General features: G+C 34.4%; 15 protein-coding genes and 1 pseudogene. 14 read left to right on the top strand and 2 right to left on the bottom strand.

Going from position 1 to position 19816, the window contains the following annotated elements; translation table 11 throughout:
• Positions 1-120 precede the first annotated feature (120 nt).
• The 6 genes from ACOZBY_RS14460 to ACOZBY_RS14435 all read left to right on the top strand — a co-directional run bounded on the left by ACOZBY_RS14460 (position 121) and on the right by ACOZBY_RS14435 (position 4929).
• A complete protein-coding gene (locus ACOZBY_RS14460) occupies positions 121-603 on the top strand; it encodes a DUF5590 domain-containing protein (protein WP_012293740.1) in 483 nt (160 codons plus the stop codon).
• A gap of 16 nt (positions 604-619) precedes the next feature.
• Complete coding sequence (locus tag ACOZBY_RS14455; RefSeq protein WP_012293741.1) at positions 620-1813, top strand: pyridoxal phosphate-dependent aminotransferase; 1194 nt, start codon at positions 620-622, stop codon at positions 1811-1813.
• A 28-nt stretch (positions 1814-1841) separates the two neighbouring features.
• A complete protein-coding gene (gene asnS, locus ACOZBY_RS14450; protein ID WP_031419396.1) occupies positions 1842-3137 on the top strand; it encodes an asparagine--tRNA ligase in 1296 nt (431 codons plus the stop codon).
• A gap of 77 nt (positions 3138-3214) precedes the next feature.
• Positions 3215-3943, top strand: a complete 729-nt coding sequence (locus tag ACOZBY_RS14445) for a DnaD domain-containing protein (RefSeq protein ID WP_031419397.1) — start codon at positions 3215-3217, stop codon at positions 3941-3943.
• A 12-nt stretch (positions 3944-3955) separates the two neighbouring features.
• Complete coding sequence (gene nth / locus ACOZBY_RS14440) at positions 3956-4618, top strand: endonuclease III (RefSeq protein WP_012293743.1); 663 nt, start codon at positions 3956-3958, stop codon at positions 4616-4618.
• Complete coding sequence (locus ACOZBY_RS14435) at positions 4615-4929, top strand: YpoC family protein (RefSeq protein WP_012293744.1); 315 nt, start codon at positions 4615-4617, stop codon at positions 4927-4929. The genes nth and ACOZBY_RS14435 overlap by 4 nt, the downstream gene beginning before the upstream one ends.
• Before the next feature lie 73 nt (positions 4930-5002).
• Here the strand turns inward: ACOZBY_RS14435 and ACOZBY_RS14430 are convergent, their stop codons facing one another.
• Positions 5003-7681, bottom strand: a complete 2679-nt coding sequence (locus ACOZBY_RS14430) for a penicillin-binding protein 1A (protein ID WP_012293745.1) — start codon at positions 7679-7681, stop codon at positions 5003-5005.
• 1 nt (position 7682) lies between these two features.
• On the bottom strand, positions 7683-8327 hold the full coding sequence (gene recU, locus ACOZBY_RS14425; protein ID WP_012293746.1) for a Holliday junction resolvase RecU: 645 nt from the start codon (positions 8325-8327) through the stop codon (positions 7683-7685).
• A gap of 380 nt (positions 8328-8707) precedes the next feature.
• Here recU and ACOZBY_RS14420 point away from each other — a divergent pair, with 380 nt between their 5' ends.
• The 8 genes and pseudogenes from ACOZBY_RS14420 to ACOZBY_RS14385 all read left to right on the top strand — a co-directional run.
• A complete protein-coding gene (locus ACOZBY_RS14420; RefSeq protein ID WP_008176489.1) occupies positions 8708-8902 on the top strand; it encodes a hypothetical protein in 195 nt (64 codons plus the stop codon).
• Positions 8903-9119: 217 nt separating this feature from the next.
• Positions 9120-9503 carry a YppE family protein gene (locus tag ACOZBY_RS14415; RefSeq protein WP_031419398.1) on the top strand — a complete coding sequence of 128 codons (384 nt, stop codon included), beginning with the start codon at positions 9120-9122 and terminating at the stop codon, positions 9501-9503.
• Positions 9478-11751: a DEAD/DEAH box helicase gene (locus tag ACOZBY_RS14410; RefSeq protein WP_422762503.1), complete on the top strand. Its 2274-nt coding sequence runs from the start codon at positions 9478-9480 to the stop codon at positions 11749-11751. The genes ACOZBY_RS14415 and ACOZBY_RS14410 overlap by 26 nt, the downstream gene beginning before the upstream one ends.
• Before the next feature lie 505 nt (positions 11752-12256).
• Positions 12257-13048 carry a hypothetical protein gene (locus tag ACOZBY_RS14405; protein WP_422762502.1) on the top strand — a complete coding sequence of 264 codons (792 nt, stop codon included), beginning with the start codon at positions 12257-12259 and terminating at the stop codon, positions 13046-13048.
• 17 nt (positions 13049-13065) lie between these two features.
• Positions 13066-14799: a BREX system ATP-binding domain-containing protein gene (locus ACOZBY_RS14400; protein WP_422762501.1), complete on the top strand. Its 1734-nt coding sequence runs from the start codon at positions 13066-13068 to the stop codon at positions 14797-14799.
• 1 nt (position 14800) lies between these two features.
• Positions 14801-16288: a hypothetical protein gene (locus ACOZBY_RS14395; protein ID WP_422762500.1), complete on the top strand. Its 1488-nt coding sequence runs from the start codon at positions 14801-14803 to the stop codon at positions 16286-16288.
• Between the two features lie 25 nt (positions 16289-16313).
• On the top strand, positions 16314-18296 hold the full coding sequence (locus ACOZBY_RS14390; protein WP_422762499.1) for an Eco57I restriction-modification methylase domain-containing protein: 1983 nt from the start codon (positions 16314-16316) through the stop codon (positions 18294-18296).
• Positions 18297-19224: 928 nt separating this feature from the next.
• A pseudogene (locus tag ACOZBY_RS14385) lies at positions 19225-19683 on the top strand (Zn-binding domain-containing protein); the annotation flags it as partial.
• Positions 19684-19816: the final 133 nt, after the last annotated feature.

Genomic DNA, 19816 nt, shown 5'->3' with positions numbered 1-19816 from the left:
GGAAAGAAAGCAGGTTGACAAAATGGAAAGCAAAATGAATTGTAATGTAGTTAAATACACACACAAACATCCGCTATGTGTTGTGCCAAAAAAGCACGATGTGAAACAACAGGTGAATAGATGAAAAACTGGTTAATTTTCATTTCTGTCTTTATTGTTTCGTTGTCACTTGTCATTAGCATTTTAGTACTCTGGAAAGCCGAGGCTCCGTTCCGTTCAATTGAAGAGCAGGCTGAACAGTTGGCACTCGATGCCAAAGCCCTCGCAATTGTATCGGAGTCCTACACATATAATGGCAAACATTCGTATGTTACTGTGTTCGGGGTAGACGAATACGGTGATAAAAAGGCTGTCTTTGTTCCGACGAATCTAGACAAGGATTCCATGCAGGAAGTGTTATTAGAAGATGGTATTACGGAAAAGCAAGCATTATCGGTTTTTAAAAATGAAGGAAATGTACAGAAGGTCCTCCACATGAAATTGGGCTATGAGGAGCCAGGCGTTGTTTGGGAGATTACATATCTAAACGACCACGACAAACTCAACTATGTCTATATTATGTTTAAGGATGGCGACTGGTGGAAGCGCATTACGAATTTATAAGAGGAGTAGATCCCGGATGAAAAACTTATTAGCAACACGTGTAAAAACTTTAACACCATCTTCAACATTAGCTATTACTGCGAAAGCAAAAGCACTAAAAGAGCAAGGTATTGATGTCATTGGCCTTGGTGCTGGTGAACCAGACTTTAATACACCTCAAAACATTTTAAATGCTGCCATTGATTCAATGGAAAAGGGCTATACAAAATATACACCTGCTGGTGGACTTCCAGTTCTAAAAAAAGCCATTATCGATAAACTACAGCGCGATAATAACCTTTCTTATCAGCCTAATGAAGTGATTGTGGGTGTAGGTGCAAAGCATATTTTATACACGTTATTCCAAGTCATTTTAAACGAGGGCGATGAAGTTATTATTCCAATCCCTTATTGGGTGTCTTATCCTGAGCAAGTGAAATTAGCGGGCGGAGTACCTGTATACGTTGAAGGTACACGTGAACAAAGCTATAAAATTACTGCCGATCAATTAAGAGCTGCTGTAACTGATAAAACAAAAGCTGTCATTATCAACTCACCTAGCAACCCGTCTGGTATGATATATTCACGTGAAGAGCTTGCAGAACTTGCTGCAGTTGCAGAAGAAAAGGATATTTTAATCGTGTCAGATGAAATTTATGAGAAGCTTGTATACAATGGTATTGAGCATTTTTCAATTGCACAACTTTCTGATGCAGTGAAAGCACGTACAATTGTTGTGAATGGTGTGGCAAAATCTCACTCTATGACAGGCTGGCGTATTGGTTATGCTGCAGGTGATGCGGACATCGTTAAAGCAATGACTGACCTTGCATCACACTCAACATCTAATGCGACAACAACTGCACAATATGCAACTGTTGAAGCGTATAATGGCCCACAGGACGCTGTAGAGGAAATGCGCCAAGCATTCGAATCTCGTCTTGAGAAAATTTACCCACAGGTAAGTGCAATTCCTGGCTTCCATGTCTTAAAACCACAGGGTGCATTCTACTTATTACCAGATGTAGCAGAAGCTATGGCTCACACTGGCTATGATTCAGTAGACGCATTCGCTGCGGATATTTTAACAGAAGCAAACGTGGCTGTGATTCCAGGCTCTGGCTTTGGTGCACCAACTACTATGCGATTATCTTATGCTACATCTTTAGACTTACTAGAAGAGGCAGTCCGTCGTATTGATACATTTGTAAAATCAAAATGGCAAGACTAATCCCTCTAGACAACTTTGGAGGATTTCTATGAAAAAAATTATGATTAAAGATATGCCACAGCATATCGGTGAAACAGTCAAAATTGGCGCTTGGCTAGCTAACAAACGTTCAAGTGGTAAAATCGCCTTCTTACAACTTCGTGATGGTTCTGGCTTTGTTCAGGGTGTTGTCGTGAAAGAAGAGGTGGGGGAAGAAATTTTTGCAACAGCTAAGGGACTAACGCAAGAAACTTCTATGTATATTACAGGAGAAGTGAAAGCTGACGAACGTTCAAGCTTTGGTTGTGAACTAGCTGTAACAGGAATTGAAGTTCTACATACAGCGACAGATTTCCCAATTACACCAAAGGAACACGGTCCTGAATTTTTAATGGATAACCGTCATTTATGGTTACGTTCTCGTAAACAACATGCCATTATGAAAATCCGTAATGAAATCATTCGTGCTACTTACGAATTTTTCAACAATAATGGTTTTACAAAGATGGACCCACCAATTTTAACAGGGTCTTCACCGGAAGGTACATCTGAGCTCTTCCATACGAAATACTTTGATGAGGATGCTTTCCTTTCTCAATCAGGACAGCTTTATATGGAAGCGGCAGCTATGGCACTAGGGAAAGTATTTTCATTCGGTCCAACTTTCCGTGCTGAAAAATCTAAAACACGTCGTCACTTAATCGAGTTCTGGATGATTGAGCCTGAGATGGCCTTTGTAGAATTTGAAGAAAATCTAGAGGTACAGGAGCAATATGTAACGCATATTGTACAATCGGTTCTGGCTAACTGCAAATTAGAATTAGAGCGACTTGACCGTGATACATCGAAACTTGAAAATATTAAAGCACCATTCCCTCGTATTTCATATGATGATGCGATCAAGCTTTTACATGAACAAGGTTTTGACGATATTGAGTGGGGTGACGATTTTGGTGCACCTCATGAAACAGCCATTGCTAATTCATTCGACAAGCCCGTATTCATTACATGCTATCCAGTAGGCATTAAACCATTCTATATGCAACCACATCCAGATCGCGATGATGTTGTATTATGTGCTGATTTAATTGCACCTGAAGGCTATGGTGAAATTATTGGTGGTTCTGAGCGTATCCATGACTATGATTTATTAAAATCTCGTCTTGAAGAACATAACCTATCTTTAGATGCATATGCATGGTATTTAGACCTTCGTAAACATGGTTCTGTTCCACATTCAGGCTTTGGACTTGGATTAGAACGAACTGTGGCATGGATTTCTGGTACAGAACATATTCGTGAAACCATTCCATTCCCACGTTTACTGAACCGCTTATATCCATAAGCAAATCAATTTCAAAGTCGCGTAGTGAAATATCTACGCGGCTTTTCTACTTACTTAAAGAAGGAGTCAAGAGAAATATGAATGCAAATAATCATCGACTCCGTACATGGACTGAGCAGAGAATGATTCCCATCCCTCAGCTTTTTTTTCAGTTTTATAAGGAGTTAAATATAGAGGATGAAGAGGCGCTAATTGTCATGCACTTATTAGCCTTTCATATGGAAGGGTATGACTTCCCTACACCGAATGATCTAAAGAATCGTCTCACAATGCCAGAAAATGAACTAACATCCCGTTTACAACGATTAATGCAAAAGGGCTTCCTTGAAATTACTCGTGATGTGGATACAGGTGGCAAGCTCTATGAAAAATATTCGGTTTATCCACTCTGGGAGCGAATTGTGCAGATGATCGAGATGAAAGAGCAACAAAAATCTACCACAACACTTCAACAAGAAGAAGGAGAGATTTTTCGACTCTTTGAAGAAGAAATGGGACGTCTTTTATCTCCTTTAGAGCTTGAAAAAATAGGATGTTGGCTTGATGAGGACAACCATAGTCCAACACTCATTAAAGAGGCATTAAAAGAAGCTGTGTTTGCTGGGAAACTGAGTATTCGTTATATTGATCGGATTTTGTTAGAGTGGAAGAAGAAAAATATTACGACACCACAGGCTGCACAAAAGCAAAGTGAGCAGTTTCGTGAGAAGCAAACCTTTAGTAGAAATCCAGCACGCACAGTTCAGCAAGATGCACAACCAACCAATAAAGTACCATTTTATAATTGGTTAGAAGAGAGAGAATAGGGGGCGTCCGGTTTGTTAACAAAAAAACAGTGGGAGCATTGCCTAGAAGAAATGGATCGAATGTTTCCTAATGCGCATTGTGAGCTTGTGCATGACAACGCCTTTGAGCTCACAATTGCGACATTATTATCTGCACAATGTACGGATGTACTTGTTAATAAAGTAACAAAAACATTATTTCAGAAATATAAAACGCCTGAAGATTATTTGGCTGTCCCATTGGAAGAATTACAACAGGATATTCGCTCTATTGGCTTATATCGCAATAAGGCGAAGAACATCCAGGCTTTATGTCAACGTTTACTAGATGAATATAATGGCGAAATACCCGCAACCCGAGAAGCACTTGTAACATTGCCAGGTGTGGGGCGGAAAACAGCCAATGTAGTGCTATCAGTAGCCTTTGATATTCCTGCACTGGCAGTCGATACCCATGTAGAGCGTGTTTCTAAACGTCTAGGTCTTTGCCGATGGAAAGATTCCGTGCTTGAAGTCGAAGAAACGATTATGAAAAAAACACCTATGGATAAGTGGTCGAAAACGCATCATCAGTTAATCTTCTTTGGCCGTTATCATTGTAAGGCTCAAAATCCTGGCTGCCATGCCTGTCCTTTACTCAGCGATTGTCGTGAAGGTCAAAAGCGTTTGAAGAAAGGTTTGGTGAAGGAAGCATGAATAGTGAAGCTATTGCAAAAGATCAGGTAGATGCTTGGTTTGCCCAATGGACAACCCTTCAAGCGAACATCCACGAAGCCCATGATGCTCGAAACGGTACAGCAAAAGGCTTAATGGAAGAAGCAATTAAGTTGTTTGAACAACTTGTACAGGCGGCAGGAGACGAGGTGCTGCCGATTAATGGAGTTGAACGGCTTGCCTTTATCAAAGCTAAGCCAGGACAATACGCTTGTTATCGTCAGCTTGATGAATTGTTTAAGGAAACGAAAAAACGGACAGCACGTTTGCGAATTCAAGCTAGTAAAAAATAGAGTGGGTAGGATAGTTTAAGCTCTTTATAGAATGAAAAAACCGAGAAGCATCCTGTGCTTCTCGGTTTTTCGTTTATTCTGAGCTTTGTTCTTCATCATTTGGGTCTACAGGATCAGTAGGCGGCGTTGGTTGCTGACTTCCATCTGAACCACCGTTATTGCCACCGTTGTTGCCGTTATTCCCATGCCCATTGCCATTATTATTATTGCCACCGTTGTTGCCATTTCCGTTGCCGTTGCCATTATTATTACCATTATCTTGATCTCCTTCACCAGGATCTGTTGGTAAATCAATGTTTGGCTCTTCCGGATTTTCTGTTTCTACATCCTCTTCTTCCGTTGTACTAGTAATTTGGAAAGTAGTGGTACCAGGTTCACTTCGTGCACCATCCACAATGGCTACGACTGAAATCGTGTAATTGCCATCTTCCAGCGTGTTGGCCACTGTTAAACCTTTACTCTCTGTTTTACCAAGGTCAAACTTTTTACCGTCATCACGGGTTGCAGTTACTTCAAAGGAAGTCGGTAATGGTTCGTCTGTCTCTGGATTCAAGCTAGCATCATGTTCCCAAGAAATGTTGATGGACTGTGCACCTAAATCTAAGCTTGCAGATACGTTGTATGGCGTAGCCAATTCTGGTGCCTCATAAACACTCGACACTTCTGTTGGCTCAGTACCACGAACGAATAGCTCTGTTTGACGTAATTCACTTGGTGTAAAGTCACTTGCCAATTTCAATGGCTTAGACCCTACTTCAATCGTTGCTTCTACAACTGTACTTGGCTTTTTAAAGCTTTCTGTTTCAACGTTTGCTGAAATATCTTGCATAATCGATTTAAATAGATTTTGTGGTAAACGTCGTTCTTCCCACGTTGTAATTGGATCAAAATGTTTTTCATAGCCACTCCATATAGCAATGGAATAGTTTGTCGTATAACCAGCAAACCATGAATCTGGAACGCTTGTGTTCGGTAAATTATATTTATTAAAATCTTCAGCTGAATAGTTGGTTGTACCTGTTTTACCTGCGATATCTAGTCCAGGGACGTTAGCTGCAGTACCTGATGCGTCAGGTTTGTTGCCAACTACATCACGTAGCATATCTGTTACCATATAAGCTGTAGCTTCACTCATCGCTACATTAGGCTCAGGTGTATAATTTTTAGATGTTTTCCCATCACGGTAAACAATTTTTGTAATAGCGTGTGGGTCCGTATAAACGCCGTTATTTCCGAATGCTGCATAGGAAGCCGCCATTTGAATTGGGGAGATAGTAATCGCTCCACCACCAATTGCGTCTGATTCGTAAAGGTTTTCTGTTTCAATCCCTAAACGTCCAACAAACTCCTTCGCATTTTCAGTACCTACTTCTTGTAATGCTTTGACAGCGGGTACGTTACGTGAAGCATATAATGCCTTACGAGCGGTCATGGCACCCATATATCTGCCATCCCAGTTTGTAATAGTTTGTTTTGAATTGGAATAGTTCATAGGTTCATCTACAAGTGTATGGCCTGTAGACCATTTTAAATATTCAATGGCTGGACCGTAGTCCACTAATGGTTTCATGGTAGAACCAGGTTGATTTTTTGTTAAATCATCTGCATAGTTCCAGCCACGTTCGGCACCATAATGTCGACCGCCACCAACAGCTTGAATAGCACCTGTTTTCGTATCAATGACCGCTACACCTGACTGAATATCTTCTGTCGGGAAATTGCTGTCATCGTTCATGACATTTTCAACAACTTTTTGGGCATTTGGATCAAGTGTTGTATACACTTTAATACCTTCTGCCATGGCTGAACCATCACCGTTATTTTCCAATTCATTAATAACGACATCTAGGAAGGCATCGTATTTCGAACCAGCAAAGGATTGACGCGTTGCATCGTCTGCAAGACCTGCTTGGACATCAACGTTTTTAGCTTCTTCCATTTCTGTTTTCGAAATTTTTCCGTGTTGATACATTAATCCTAAAACCGTATTTCGACGTTGCTTGGCAAGATCAGGGTTTTTCAATGGATTATAAGCATTTGGTCGTTGTACTAATCCTGCTAATAATGCTTCTTCATCTAATGTTAAATCTTTTAATTCTTTTCCATAGAAATATTGGGCTGCTGTACCAAATCCATAAATACGGCCTGACATTAGCATTTTATTGAAATACATTTCAAAAATTTCTTCTTTTGAATATTTACGTTCTAATTGAAATGCTAGCCAAGCTTCCTGTGCTTTACGCTTTAATTTCTTTTCATTTTGTAAAAATGAGTTTTTGACCACTTGCTGTGTTAGGGTAGAGGCACCTTGTGCACCAAAGCCATCACGGAAGTTAGCAAGTATGGCACCACCTAGACGGTAGAAGTCCATGCCGTGATGTTTAAAAAAGCGTACATCTTCCGTTGCAAGAATAGCGTTCACCATGTCTTCGGGTATATCTTCATATTTTATATATTTGCGGTTTTCAGCACCAATTGTTGCAAATATTTCACCGTTTTTATCGTAGAACTCTGAAGACACAGGGTCTTTCAATAATTCCTCATCAAGCTTAGGAGCGGTGCTCGCATAGTAAGCAAATAAACCTGCTCCTCCAATGAAGCCTACAACACCGATGACTAATAGAGTTAAGAAAATACGTTTTATCCACATTTTAGCGGGTGTTGACGATTTTGTTGTTGTTTTCTTACCTTTTTTATTTTTTTCAGCGAGAGCCTTTTGATGCTCTCCACGTGTTCGACGACGTTCAGTCATTCTATTTCTCCTCACTTTCAAACCTGTAGCATTTTGCATCGATCAGTTGTTGGATGATGGGTAAATAATCGATACGTGGATAATAGCTAGTAGGAATTTCATACGCCTCTTCTACAATTGTTGAAAAGGGTATGGATTTACGATTGCCACTTTCCATTGCTTTCCAGGCCTTTTGTAAAACTTCATATGGCACAATAAAATATCGTTCAAAAGCTGAAAAGCGAACGATAATAAAAGCCACACCATTTTGTTCAGTCACTTGCTGCATATGGGTCATTTGATGCTCATGAATGTTTTTTAAGGGGAAACTGGTTTTGGAAGCAGTTTCCTTTGCATCAAAATCAATATAATGCCCATTCCAAACACCATTGTAGTCGGTTGTAGAGGGTGTTCGAAAATATGCTTCACGAATGACAGCAGCACTTCGTGAAGGGTACTCTACTTTGACGATTTGTACAGGGACAGGTTTCTTGTGAATAATAGCAAGTCGTCTTTTTATATAATAGTCGTTTGCTTCATTAATTTCATCTTCTAGCGTCTTTCCACGATTACTAAAAGACAAATCTTTACTTTTACTCTTTTTTTCTGTTTTCTGTACAGAAGTATTGGGGGTATACAATTTCCCATTTGGATAGCGAATTGTCATTTAGCTCACCCTTTATCAAACTGCTTTCCTATATAGTAGTTTACCATGATTTGATGGCTCTTCTCTACCTACATCCGTGTTGTCTTTGTTACAAGACTAGTAGACAGTGGATGCAATGAATAAACAAATTGCGTCGAAAAAAAGCTCATGATTGTCTTCCTCGAATCGTCAAAATAACTGATAAATTTAAACATAAAAACGTTTGAAGAGTGGTGAAATATCTACACCTTTCATTCAGGACGCCTTTTTAGTTGGAAGGTTCATTTTTAAAAATTTATCGAAAATCTTCTTCTTTCAGCTAACTTACGCTTATTTTGTCACGCATGAAGGTAATTTTATACATGCGAGGAATACTTAAGTAAAGCAAAGGGGGCGTTATTTTGAACAAGTTAGAACAATTAGTTGCGCAGTTAGATCTGGTCAATCAATTACTTTTCACGAGAGTGTCTCTGGAGAACAATGCTCAGAATATGCACTTTTTTTTGCAGCTCAAAGCAGTTAGCCAGAAAGTAAGCTTAGCAGAAAAGAACTGGCAAGTAAAGAATGCTTGTTCGCCTATTAGTAGTGAAAAATGATAGACTTTGGTACACTTATCTCATAAGCAATTGAACTAACTCAATAGCATTAAAATTGATACAGTATTTACCACAAAACAAGTAGGTAAAGGTAAGGGTATCAAGAGATGCCATATTTTCGTAGTTGAAATGATGGACAAGACATACTCATCATATATATGTACTTGCTACGAAAAATATTTGCTTACGTGTAATTGATGAGAGATGAGGTGCAAAATTGTTAGTTATTCAGCAAACATCCAAATTATTAGATGAATGTGATCGATGTGTTTCACGTTTTTGGCAAATGCGTGAGGAGGACCGTACACCTGATTTTTTTCAAGAGGTGAAACCACATGCTGATAAAATTCACCAACTGTTGAAGGAATGGCAGCAAGAGGCCAATAAATGGATTCAAGAGAATCGACCGAAATATATGCATACACAACAAATTGCTTCAACGGTAGAATCGATGGAGCAATTTGTTGTGCAATCTTTTTATAAGGAAACAAGTAAAAAACGTTTTTTAGATGCTATTCATTCTACCTCCTTTACAATGAAAAACTTCGAACGACTGGTTAAGGAGGAGGCAGTAAATGCTATCGAAGAAACGAACGATTAGCGAGCTTTTACATGAATGGAGATATGATGAAGAATTAAAAGAACGCATTCTTCATTGGCAAACACTTGAAGCCCGTCCTGCTAGTTATGCTTCTTTCCCAGAAAATTTACATCCTTCTTTAGTGAAGGCTTTAAAGGCAAGAGGGATCGAGCAACTTTATACGCATCAGCGAGAGGCCTTTGATTTGGCACAGAGTGGTACATCTTTTACGGCTGTTACACCAACCGCATCAGGTAAATCGTATTGCTATCATTTACCTGTGTTGCAAAAAATAATAGAGGATAACAACGCACGTGCCATTTATTTATTTCCAACAAAGGCTTTAGCACAGGATCAAAAAAATGACTTGAATGAACTTATTGAACAAAGTGGTGAAGAAATTTTAAGTTATACTTATGATGGTGATACGGCTCCAGGCATTCGTCAGAAGGTTCGTAAAGCAGGACATATCGTTATGACGAATCCTGATATGCTTCATTCAGGAATTTTGCCACACCATACGAAATGGGTATCGCTATTTGAAAATTTGCAGTATATCGTTATTGATGAATTGCATACATATAAAGGGGTATTTGGTTCTCATGTTGCTCATGTTATTCGTAGATTAAAACGCATATGTGAATTTTATGGTAGTAACCCTGTGTTTATCTGTACTTCAGCCACGATAAAAAATCCTAAGGAGCTGGCAGAGCTGCTAACAAATGAATCACATGCGCTCATCGCAGACTCTGGAGCACCTGTCGGTAAGAAAACATTTCTTTTCTATAATCCGCCCATTATTCACAAAACTTTTGGGGTGCGTAGAAGTGCCGTATTAGAGGTAAGTGATTTAGCAAAGAGGCTTTATATAGCTGGTATTCAATCCATCATTTTCGCTAAAAGCAGGGTACGGGTTGAAATGATTGTCACTTATTTAAAGGAACTCACACGCAATAAGCTGCTTGATGAATCCGTGCGTGGCTACCGAGGTGGTTATTTGCCATCTGAACGTCGGGTCATTGAAAAAGGCTTGCGTGATGGAACTATTCAAACCGTTGTCAGTACAAATGCGTTAGAATTAGGGGTCGATATTGGCCAGTTACAAGCATGTATTATGACAGGTTATCCAGGTAATATCGCAAGTGCCTGGCAACAAGCAGGACGTGCAGGAAGGCGGCAAGATGAGGCTTTAATTATCTATGTTGCACAATCGACTGCTCTTGATCAGTATGTGGTTAATCATCCTTTATTTTTACTTGGTAGTGCACCAGAGGAGGCACGTATTTATCCAGAAAATATGTTAATTCTAATGGATCATTTAAAATGTGCCGCTTTTGAATTACCTTTTTCTATAGAAGATACTTATGGTGAATATGACATACAAGAGTTGTTAGATTATTTAGCCGAAGAAGGCGTTGTCTTTAAGACGAGTGATAAGTGGCATTGGATGAGTGATCGTTTCCCAGCACATGATATTAGCTTACGGTCTGCTTCGCAGGAAAATGTGGTAATTATTAATCTATCTATTCCTGCCCAAACAAAGGTAATTGGAGAAATGGATCGTCATAGTGCCATGACATTATTACATGAGGAAGCGATTTATTTACATCAAGGGATTCAATTCCAAGTAGAGAAGCTCGACTGGGAAGAAAAGAAAGCCTATGTCCGTGAAGTCGACGTCGATTATTATACAGATGCCAATCTTGCCGTTGAAATGAAGGTATTAGAGGAAGATCGAAGCCGAGGATATAATGGTGGTACGATTAGCTTCGGGGATGTAGGATTAGTCGCACAGGCAACTATTTTCAAAAAAATTCGCTTTGGTACGCATGATAATATCGGATCGGGGCCCATTCATTTACCTCCAGATGAAATGCATACAAGTGCATCATGGCTTTCACTTCATCTAACAGAGCAATGGTCAGAGGCGGAATTGACAGAGGTAATGATTGGAGTAGCCTATGCCATGAATGCGTTTATTCCTTTGTTTATTCAATGTGATAGCAGTGATGTAGCAGTTGTCCCACAAGTTAAAGCATCCCATAATGAGTTGCCCACATTTTTTGTTTACGATAAATATCCTGGTGGGATTGGTTTAAGTGAAAAGGTCTATGACTTATGGGAAGATCTATTAATGAAAACCTTAGAGCATGTTTCAAAATGTCCTTGTGAATCTGGATGTCCATCATGTATTGCTCCACAAGACTCAATATTTAATGTGAAAAGTAAAGTCATTAAATTGCTTCAAATATTAAATTATCAGTATTAGTTAAATACAGCGAGGGAAGGGAGTAGACTAAATCTTCAATCCCTCTTTAATTAATTTATAAACAAATTAGGTGAATGTAAGATTAATCACCAATAATTTTTATCTAATGGTAAAATTGGTAATTAGTATGGAATGGAATTTTAAAAGGTGATTTAGAAAATTTGAAAAGTTTTTATAATTGAATACTGTAATGATCGACAGTCATATGATCAATAGTGGGCAATTTACATTGAATATAATATGTTCAAAAAAGTATTTAAATGAAAACGGTGAATTAAGGAGTAGACAGAGACTGTCATAATTTTGTCGATTTTTTATTGAACAGGGAAAGTGAATGTAATGAATATTACAAAAACAAAAAGTACTGTTTAAAGTCAAATTTTCTAATTTTATTTCATATATCTAGTTATTATGCTTGTGAAAATAAGGTCATTAAAGGTTTGTTGACATATAAATAGTGCATCGATAAAATTATTCTATCCGTGCAGCATAAAGAGGTGGAAAAATGAAACTTTATCCAATTTATGAATTTCCAGAATCCTTATATGACTTATTAATGATACTAACCAATATAGAAAAGCTGCAGCCTATGCCAATGACTGAAGTTGAAAATTTATTCAAAAAATATATTGGTAAAAGGTCTTCTAGAATAAAAATAACGATTAGAAATTTAAAATCTTTAAATATGATTATGGGAACAAATTCTATTAGTTTATCATATGAAACACAAGTATATATTGATACTAATAGTGACTTGGATGATTTACTACTTTTGTTAATTTATGAAAAAAAAGATTTATTTAAGCAGTGTAAAGACATAAGTAATATAACTGATTTTAATAAATTGAATAATATCGCTTTGGCACATACTTTATGGTCCCAGGGATATATAGAGGAAAATATAAGAACAGCTATAGAGAAAATTTACGCATTAAAAAGACTTATAAATTGTTGTTATACAAATAAAAATAAGAAGATTAATATTTTTTTAGAATATGAGAAATATATAAAGTTTATAGAAGATCTTCAAAGAGAATATCTTAATATGGCTAATTTTGGTGAAACTGTTATTATAGTTGATATAAGGGATCAGATGAAGAAATCTGAGGAATATTCATATAACCAATTTGATAAGTACTTAATAATGCTATTTAATGACCCAATATATTCTAAATTTATAGCATTTACTACTGTTAATAATATCTTTGCTCACAAAGGTTATTTTAATATTAAAATGAAAAACTATTACTATATGAAAATTTTGGATAAAATAATATATAAAGATACCCTTCTCTAAAGAAAGGAGAAACAATAATGACAGAGTCATATGTACTAAAATATATAATGGGAATGTTTGATGATATTAGTAAAGAATGTATTACACAAAATGTTGCCTTGAATGAAATTAATTCAATGAGGAATACACAGCCGCCAGAAAACCCTACATTCATTTTAAATCAAACGGAAGCTAAGGAACGTATAAAAAATAAATTCATTTCATCATATAAAGAAAATGCTTTTATGCCAATTTTATTATCTGGACTTGTTGGAGATGGGAAAACTCATTTTTTAAATAGAATTTATTCTTATTTTAAGGAAAATAATAATTTTTATATAATTAAATTTAGAGTTGAAGATACTGAGAGATCAGATTATAACTTTACTAAAATGATAATGTCAGAAATATTTTCGAAATATTATAGGGATTTTAGAATTACTTTTAATAATATTATCAATACTATCCCATTTAGTAATGATGATGAAGAAACTTTAAGTTATTTCCGTGAAACTCTAGATATTTCAGATAACTTATCTAAAGTTTTATTTAGTATGAAAAGTTCTAATGATTTAGAGGGGCCTGCACTAAGAGTACTCGGATCACGGCACGGGAAAACGGAGTTAAAAAAACTGGATATAGATTTATTAAGTACAGATGATTACTTAGAAGTATTTAAATTATTTATTCAAAATAAAACAAGAAATGGTTTGTTTATTATTATGCTAGATGAATTCGAGCACGCCCATACATCTTTAAAGCCAAACGCTAAGAAAGGGTTTTTCCAGAGTTATAAAAATTTTATTGATAAAGCTGCAACTGAAAGTAATTATAAAGAGCTAGTAATAGTGACTGCGATTACTGAACAATACGAAGGAGAGTTAAAAAATGGATTGACTAATGAAACTGCTTTATGGACAAGACTTGAGCCTAATTCTATTAAATTAAAATCATTTTTATTAAGTCAAGAGGAGTTAAATAAATTACTTGATGAGTTAAGTTATAGGTATTCACTAGCGTATGATTTTCCTATAATTGAAACTCAATATACAAAAATAATTAAAGCTTTGAGAATTAAATTTAAAGATTCCCAACCAAGAAGTTATAGGGTTATAGTTTCTTCAATATTAAATATTATGGATGATATTAGATACAATAACTTTGATTTAAAAAATTACTCGCAGGATGAAATAATTCTTAATACTGTAGAAATAGAGTCAGAAGAGTATGATTTGTTTAATTTACCAGAATTAAATCCGTTAGATAACAATAAAAGTAACTATGAATTGTTAATTGAACAAGTCAAAGAAGATTGGGGACTTTCTAGTGTTAAAATGAAAAGTTCCAAATTGAAAACTTCAATTGAATTAGCATTAAAAGAAATAGGACATAGTATTTCAATCGTAAAACACCCAAGTGTATTTAGTTCTTATTTTGACGAAAAAATTAATCAAATATTTATTGGATATGGACAAAGTAAGCGGATAGTTACCAGTAAATTTAATAATTTTTTAGATTATCTAGATAACATGGATGAAGAAGAAAAGCAAGGAATTACACCATATTTTATATATCCTTTGGAGAATTATAGTGAAGGTTTTGAGTTAAAATTGAGTAGACATCCACAAATTGTTGCTGTAGGCGTAGAATTGACTTTATTGTATTCTTTATTAGCTCTTAGATTGGTGGATGATGAGAGTCTGAAAATCAAAATAAAGAATAATTTAAAAGGTTTTTATAAATTTTTTGAAGAAGATGCTGGTGGGGAATAGAATGAGTAAAACGAAATGGAGAATAATAGAATTTATTAATCAATCGGAACATCCAATTAACATAAACAATCATCTAAATATAGTAGGACTACAAGCGAAATTTACTTCGGATGATATAGCAATATTAAATTATGAAGAAAATGTATCTTCTGAAGTAATAGAGTTGCTAAAAAAAAGTATGATAAAAGAAATTATTGATAATGATATGATTAGCTTGGATTTGGATGAGGAAGACTTATTTATACTTAATTCGTATTCTTGTGAAGAAATCATGTTTTCTTTTTGTGTAAATGAAGAGTGCAAATCTGAAGAAATGTTATTAAATTTCCTTACGAATATTGGTGAAATTTCGGAATATGATTACGAGCATAATCATTTTGAGCGGTATGAGTACTCTAATTTATCTAAATATCCATTGTTTCATAATATTCGATTAAAAAATATTGCAATTTTCCATGTAGACTCTTTAGAATGTGGGATTGCTCTAATTGGATATATGTTAAAAGGGAATAAAATGCATTTTACTATAAAGGCATTTCAGTATGAGGTATTGGAATATATAATCAATAAGTTTAAAATAGAATATCCTATGATAGAATTAGTAGATAATTTATTATGGAACCTGATTATGAGTAGGAAAGTATTACAAGGATATCGTCCAACGGATTCATATCTTATTAATAATCCTCTTTCACAGCAGTTTCTTAAAACTTCAAAAAGTAGTAAGTTGGCAGATAAGTTTGAATTTATTTTAAAAGAATTATTAAATAAAGGTTTTTTGAAAGAGGAAGAATACTTAGAAGTATCTAAAGATAGTAGTATTACAAAATTTTTGCATCCATATTTAATCTATAACAAAAATAGTGAAGGCAGGATTTGGTTTGGAGAGTCTACAGGACTTGTTTATTCTGAATCAGATAAAACAAATCCTAAAAAAATAACACCGCTTAAGTTGGAAAGAGTATATGCACCACATCATGATTTACTTTACTATATAAGAGCGTTTTGGCATCAAAATTTTATTGAACAAGCAATTGAAAAGATTAAAAGTGATTGGGATGATACTAATCATTTATTAAGAATTATAGATATTGTAGTAGATTATAAGTTCGACTTTCTTTCAGAAACAAAACCAAGCAAAGAATCTAGAGATATTGATTGTTTGATTAGGGTTAAAAATATTAGAAATAATGAAGAATATATAATTTCTATAGAAGCTAAAAGAAATTCTGATGAATATAATAATGTGATAAATGATAATAGAGATAAGATTTCTTCAACATATGCTAAGGCTTTTACTGCTTTTGTAATGGTGTCCTATTTTAATATTGGAGTGACAAATAATAAAGAGATAATAACTTGGGAAGATAGAGGTGAGCAAGTGAAGAAAGAAATTTTTCCGTGTGTAGAGCATAAGTTTGCTGGCTTAGTAAATAGTTTAAAATATAATCTTCATGTTATTTGTGGGATAGAAGAACACGGAGCGTAAAATAAAATTATTGGATGTTAAAAAGATGACTGATAAAGAAATTGAAAAATATATTGATGGTGGAGTACAGCTGTTACAAAGAAAAGAATGTTTATCATCTAATTTAATTGACTTTTTTTTAATATATACTATTGCTTTTTGTAATAATTATATAAATATAGAAAGTTGGGAAGCTAGTGAAGTTAATTTATATAACTTAAAAAGTGAAGCGAAAAGCAAATTAAATAAATTCTTGTTTGACAAATTAGATGAAAGTAATAAGGAAATTGTTGATTATATCGAATGGATTAAATTAAACTCCCCTAAATATATCAAAGAAGATATTTTAGGAAGCATTTATATATTAACTTTAGAGAAAGAAAAAAGAAAACGTTTAGGAGAACATTATACTAGGTATGATGTGATTGAGTTAATAACTGAAAAATGGTCTTTTTCGGGATTACATGAAAAAAAAATAATTGACCCAGCATGTGGATCAGGGAATTTTCTAATTAATATTCTTAGCCAAACATTTGCAAACAATCCTATCGAAAAAAGAAAACGGATAATAGAGAACATAGAAAATATGAATTTTTTAATAGGGGTAGATATTCAAGAACTACCTTGTATAATAACAAAATTAAGAATGTTGATGGAGATAGTTTATTATAATAATGAAATAGACCCTTTGTTAAAGTATCCAGTTTTTCAGTTAGATAGTTTATTAAGTGAAAATCCGATATTAGAAGATAATTTTTATGATTTAGTGATTACTAACCCACCATACTTACGTTACCAGTTAATTGATGAAAATAAGAGAAGCTTATTAAAAAAGCTTTATTATGCAGCTGTGGGAAGATTTGATTTATATACATTATTTATTGAAAAAGGTATTAAATTAGCAAAAGAAAATGGACAAGTTATTATTTTGTGTTCGGATAAATTTATGGGTGCAGATTATGGAATTGGAATTAAAGAGTACATAGAAAAAAATGCGAAGTTAATAAGCGTTATTGATTTGAGTACAATTTATCCCTTTAGAGCGGCTGTTTTATCAGCTGTATATCAATTTGATAAAGTGAAAAATAAGAAACCAGAAAATGCACTTTGGTTGAAACCTTTTCCTTGTGATGACAAGATGAGTACTAATGTACAAGGAGAGGTTATTATAGGTAATGAATGGAGATATTCTAATAAAAAAAGTGAAGAAATATTAAATAAGATAGTTTCAAATTCAAATGTTTTATTAGGTGATATTACTTTAAGTATTTCAATAGGTCTTCAAACAACTGCTGATAAAGTTTTTTCAAAGTTTATGACATATGATTTTGTAAAAAAAAATAACTTCGAATCTCAACTTGTATTTCCATTGTTAAGAGGAAGAAATCTCAAAAAATGGGCTTATGAATGGGAAGGAAATAATAATAAGGATACGTTTGTTTTATATCCTTATACATTTGAAAATAATAAAACAATACCTATAATTCTTTCTGACTTTCCGAATGTATCTAGTTATTTACATAAGCATAAAAAGGAATTAGAAGGTAGATCTTATTTTCAAGGCAAGTCTAATAAACAGTGGTTTGAACATTGGACGCCCCATTCGTTTAACTTTTTTAATGAAATCAAGATATTGACTCCTGATATTGCTTCAGAATGCATGTTTTCCTTGGATGTACAAGGATTTTTTTATAACGGAACAGCGTACTCCATAAAATTAAAGAAAGATTATAGTGTAGATGATTATAAATATTTACTTGGGTTATTGAATAGTAAAGTTATTGAATTTTTTCATAAAAAAATCAATACGACACATTTAGAATCTGATAAATATAGGTTTCGTCCTTCGGTTTTGAAAAAATATCCCTTAGTTATGTTAAATAAAGATGATGAGAGGTATAGAGAAATAGTAAGTCTTGTTAATGAGATTCTTAATGGAGTACGAGAAAAAGATTTAATAGAAAAAGAGATAAATGAAATTGTTTTTCGAATTTATGGATTGAAAAAGAAAGAAATAGAAGATTTATAATGTGATATTAAACCCTTGGAGTAGAAAATGTTAAAAAGCCCACAGTATCCTATTGATAACATTTTATTAAAGGGGAGCATTACATCTTTTGCAAGAATTTAAGCCCAAAATATAAAAAAGACGCACCTTTTTGGTACGTACAACTAATAGTCGTTTATCTGAAAATGTTTCAGATAAACGGCTATTTTGCACATGTTGCTTGGATAATTTTTCACCAAGACCTGTAATTAAATTTCAGACTGCTGATAAAGCGGTAAAAATAGAACGCTGTCATTAACTTCACTAGGTATTAATAAAAGTTGATACTATCCGCTATAGCACCAGCTTTACTAAAAGTAGATTTGTATTTTAGACATGAAAGATGTATCTCTACTAGAATCGCTTAAACATAGCTTAATGAAAAATAAAATTAGAAGTATAGAAAGTAAATTTTATCAAGATATAAAAATATTAAAGGCATACATTCTTTATATAAATAATGATAAAGATAGTGTTCATATTATAATTGATAGACTCGGATTTTCAGACAAAACAAATAAGAGTTTGCGAGCTATTTAGATAATTTAAAAATAAGAAACAATGTTAACGAATTTTCTCTTTAACCTTTTAAATGGAAAAGTAATAGAAAAAGTTTACCAGTCATCATTATGCTTGGGAAGCACTTTGTTTAAATCTTTTAAGATAGTACCCAAAAAGGAAATACGTCGGTGTAAGTTTTCTAAGCTGTCTTCATTACTAAAGGTTCATTAGTTGAGGAAAATTTCTTTCTTAAATTATATAATAATTCAAAACCACTTCGTTGACAGATTAATATTTGTCATTTGCTAACTTACATCAACTTTATCACGAAACTGAAACTATACATTTTAAATGTTAGACAATTTTAAAATGGATCTAATCGTGTATTTACATACTTTTCTAGTGAAATAAAATTCGCTTTGGTACGCATGATAATATCGGATCGGGGCCCATTCATTTACCTCCAGATGAAATGCATACAAGTGCATCATGGCTTTCACTTCATCTAACAGAGCAATGGTCAGAGGCGGAATTGACAGAGGTAATGATTGGAGTAGCCTATGCCATGAATGCGTTTATTCCTTTGTTTATTCAATGTGATAGCAGTGATGTAGCAGTTGTCCCACAAGTTAAAGCATCCCATAATGAGTTGCCCACATTTTTTGTTTACGATAAATACCCTGGTGGGATTGGTTTAAGTGAAAAGGTCTATGACTTATGGGAAGATCTATTAATGAAAACCTTAGAGCATGTTTCAAAATGTCCTTGTGAATCTGGATGTCCATCATGTATTGGAGCGCAGGACAGTTTGCAGGAAGGAAAAAAGAGGGTCATTATACTTCTTCAGAGATTAAATCAAATTAATTAAAAAAGAAAAGAGGGCTTGTGGTATATCTGAATGATTTCCTCAAACTCTCTTTATCTATCTATTAATGTATATACCTGACAATTTTTTTAGAAGGATTCAATTCTTTTTTAGTATGGAACTAAGTCCTTTTACA

The sequence above is a fragment of the Lysinibacillus sp. NPDC056220 genome (assembly GCF_049315265.1).
Lineage (GTDB): Bacteria > Bacillota > Bacilli > Bacillales_A > Planococcaceae > Lysinibacillus > Lysinibacillus pinottii.
The sequence above is the reverse complement of the archived record's forward strand: the minus strand, read 5'-3'. Positions and strand labels throughout refer to the sequence as shown.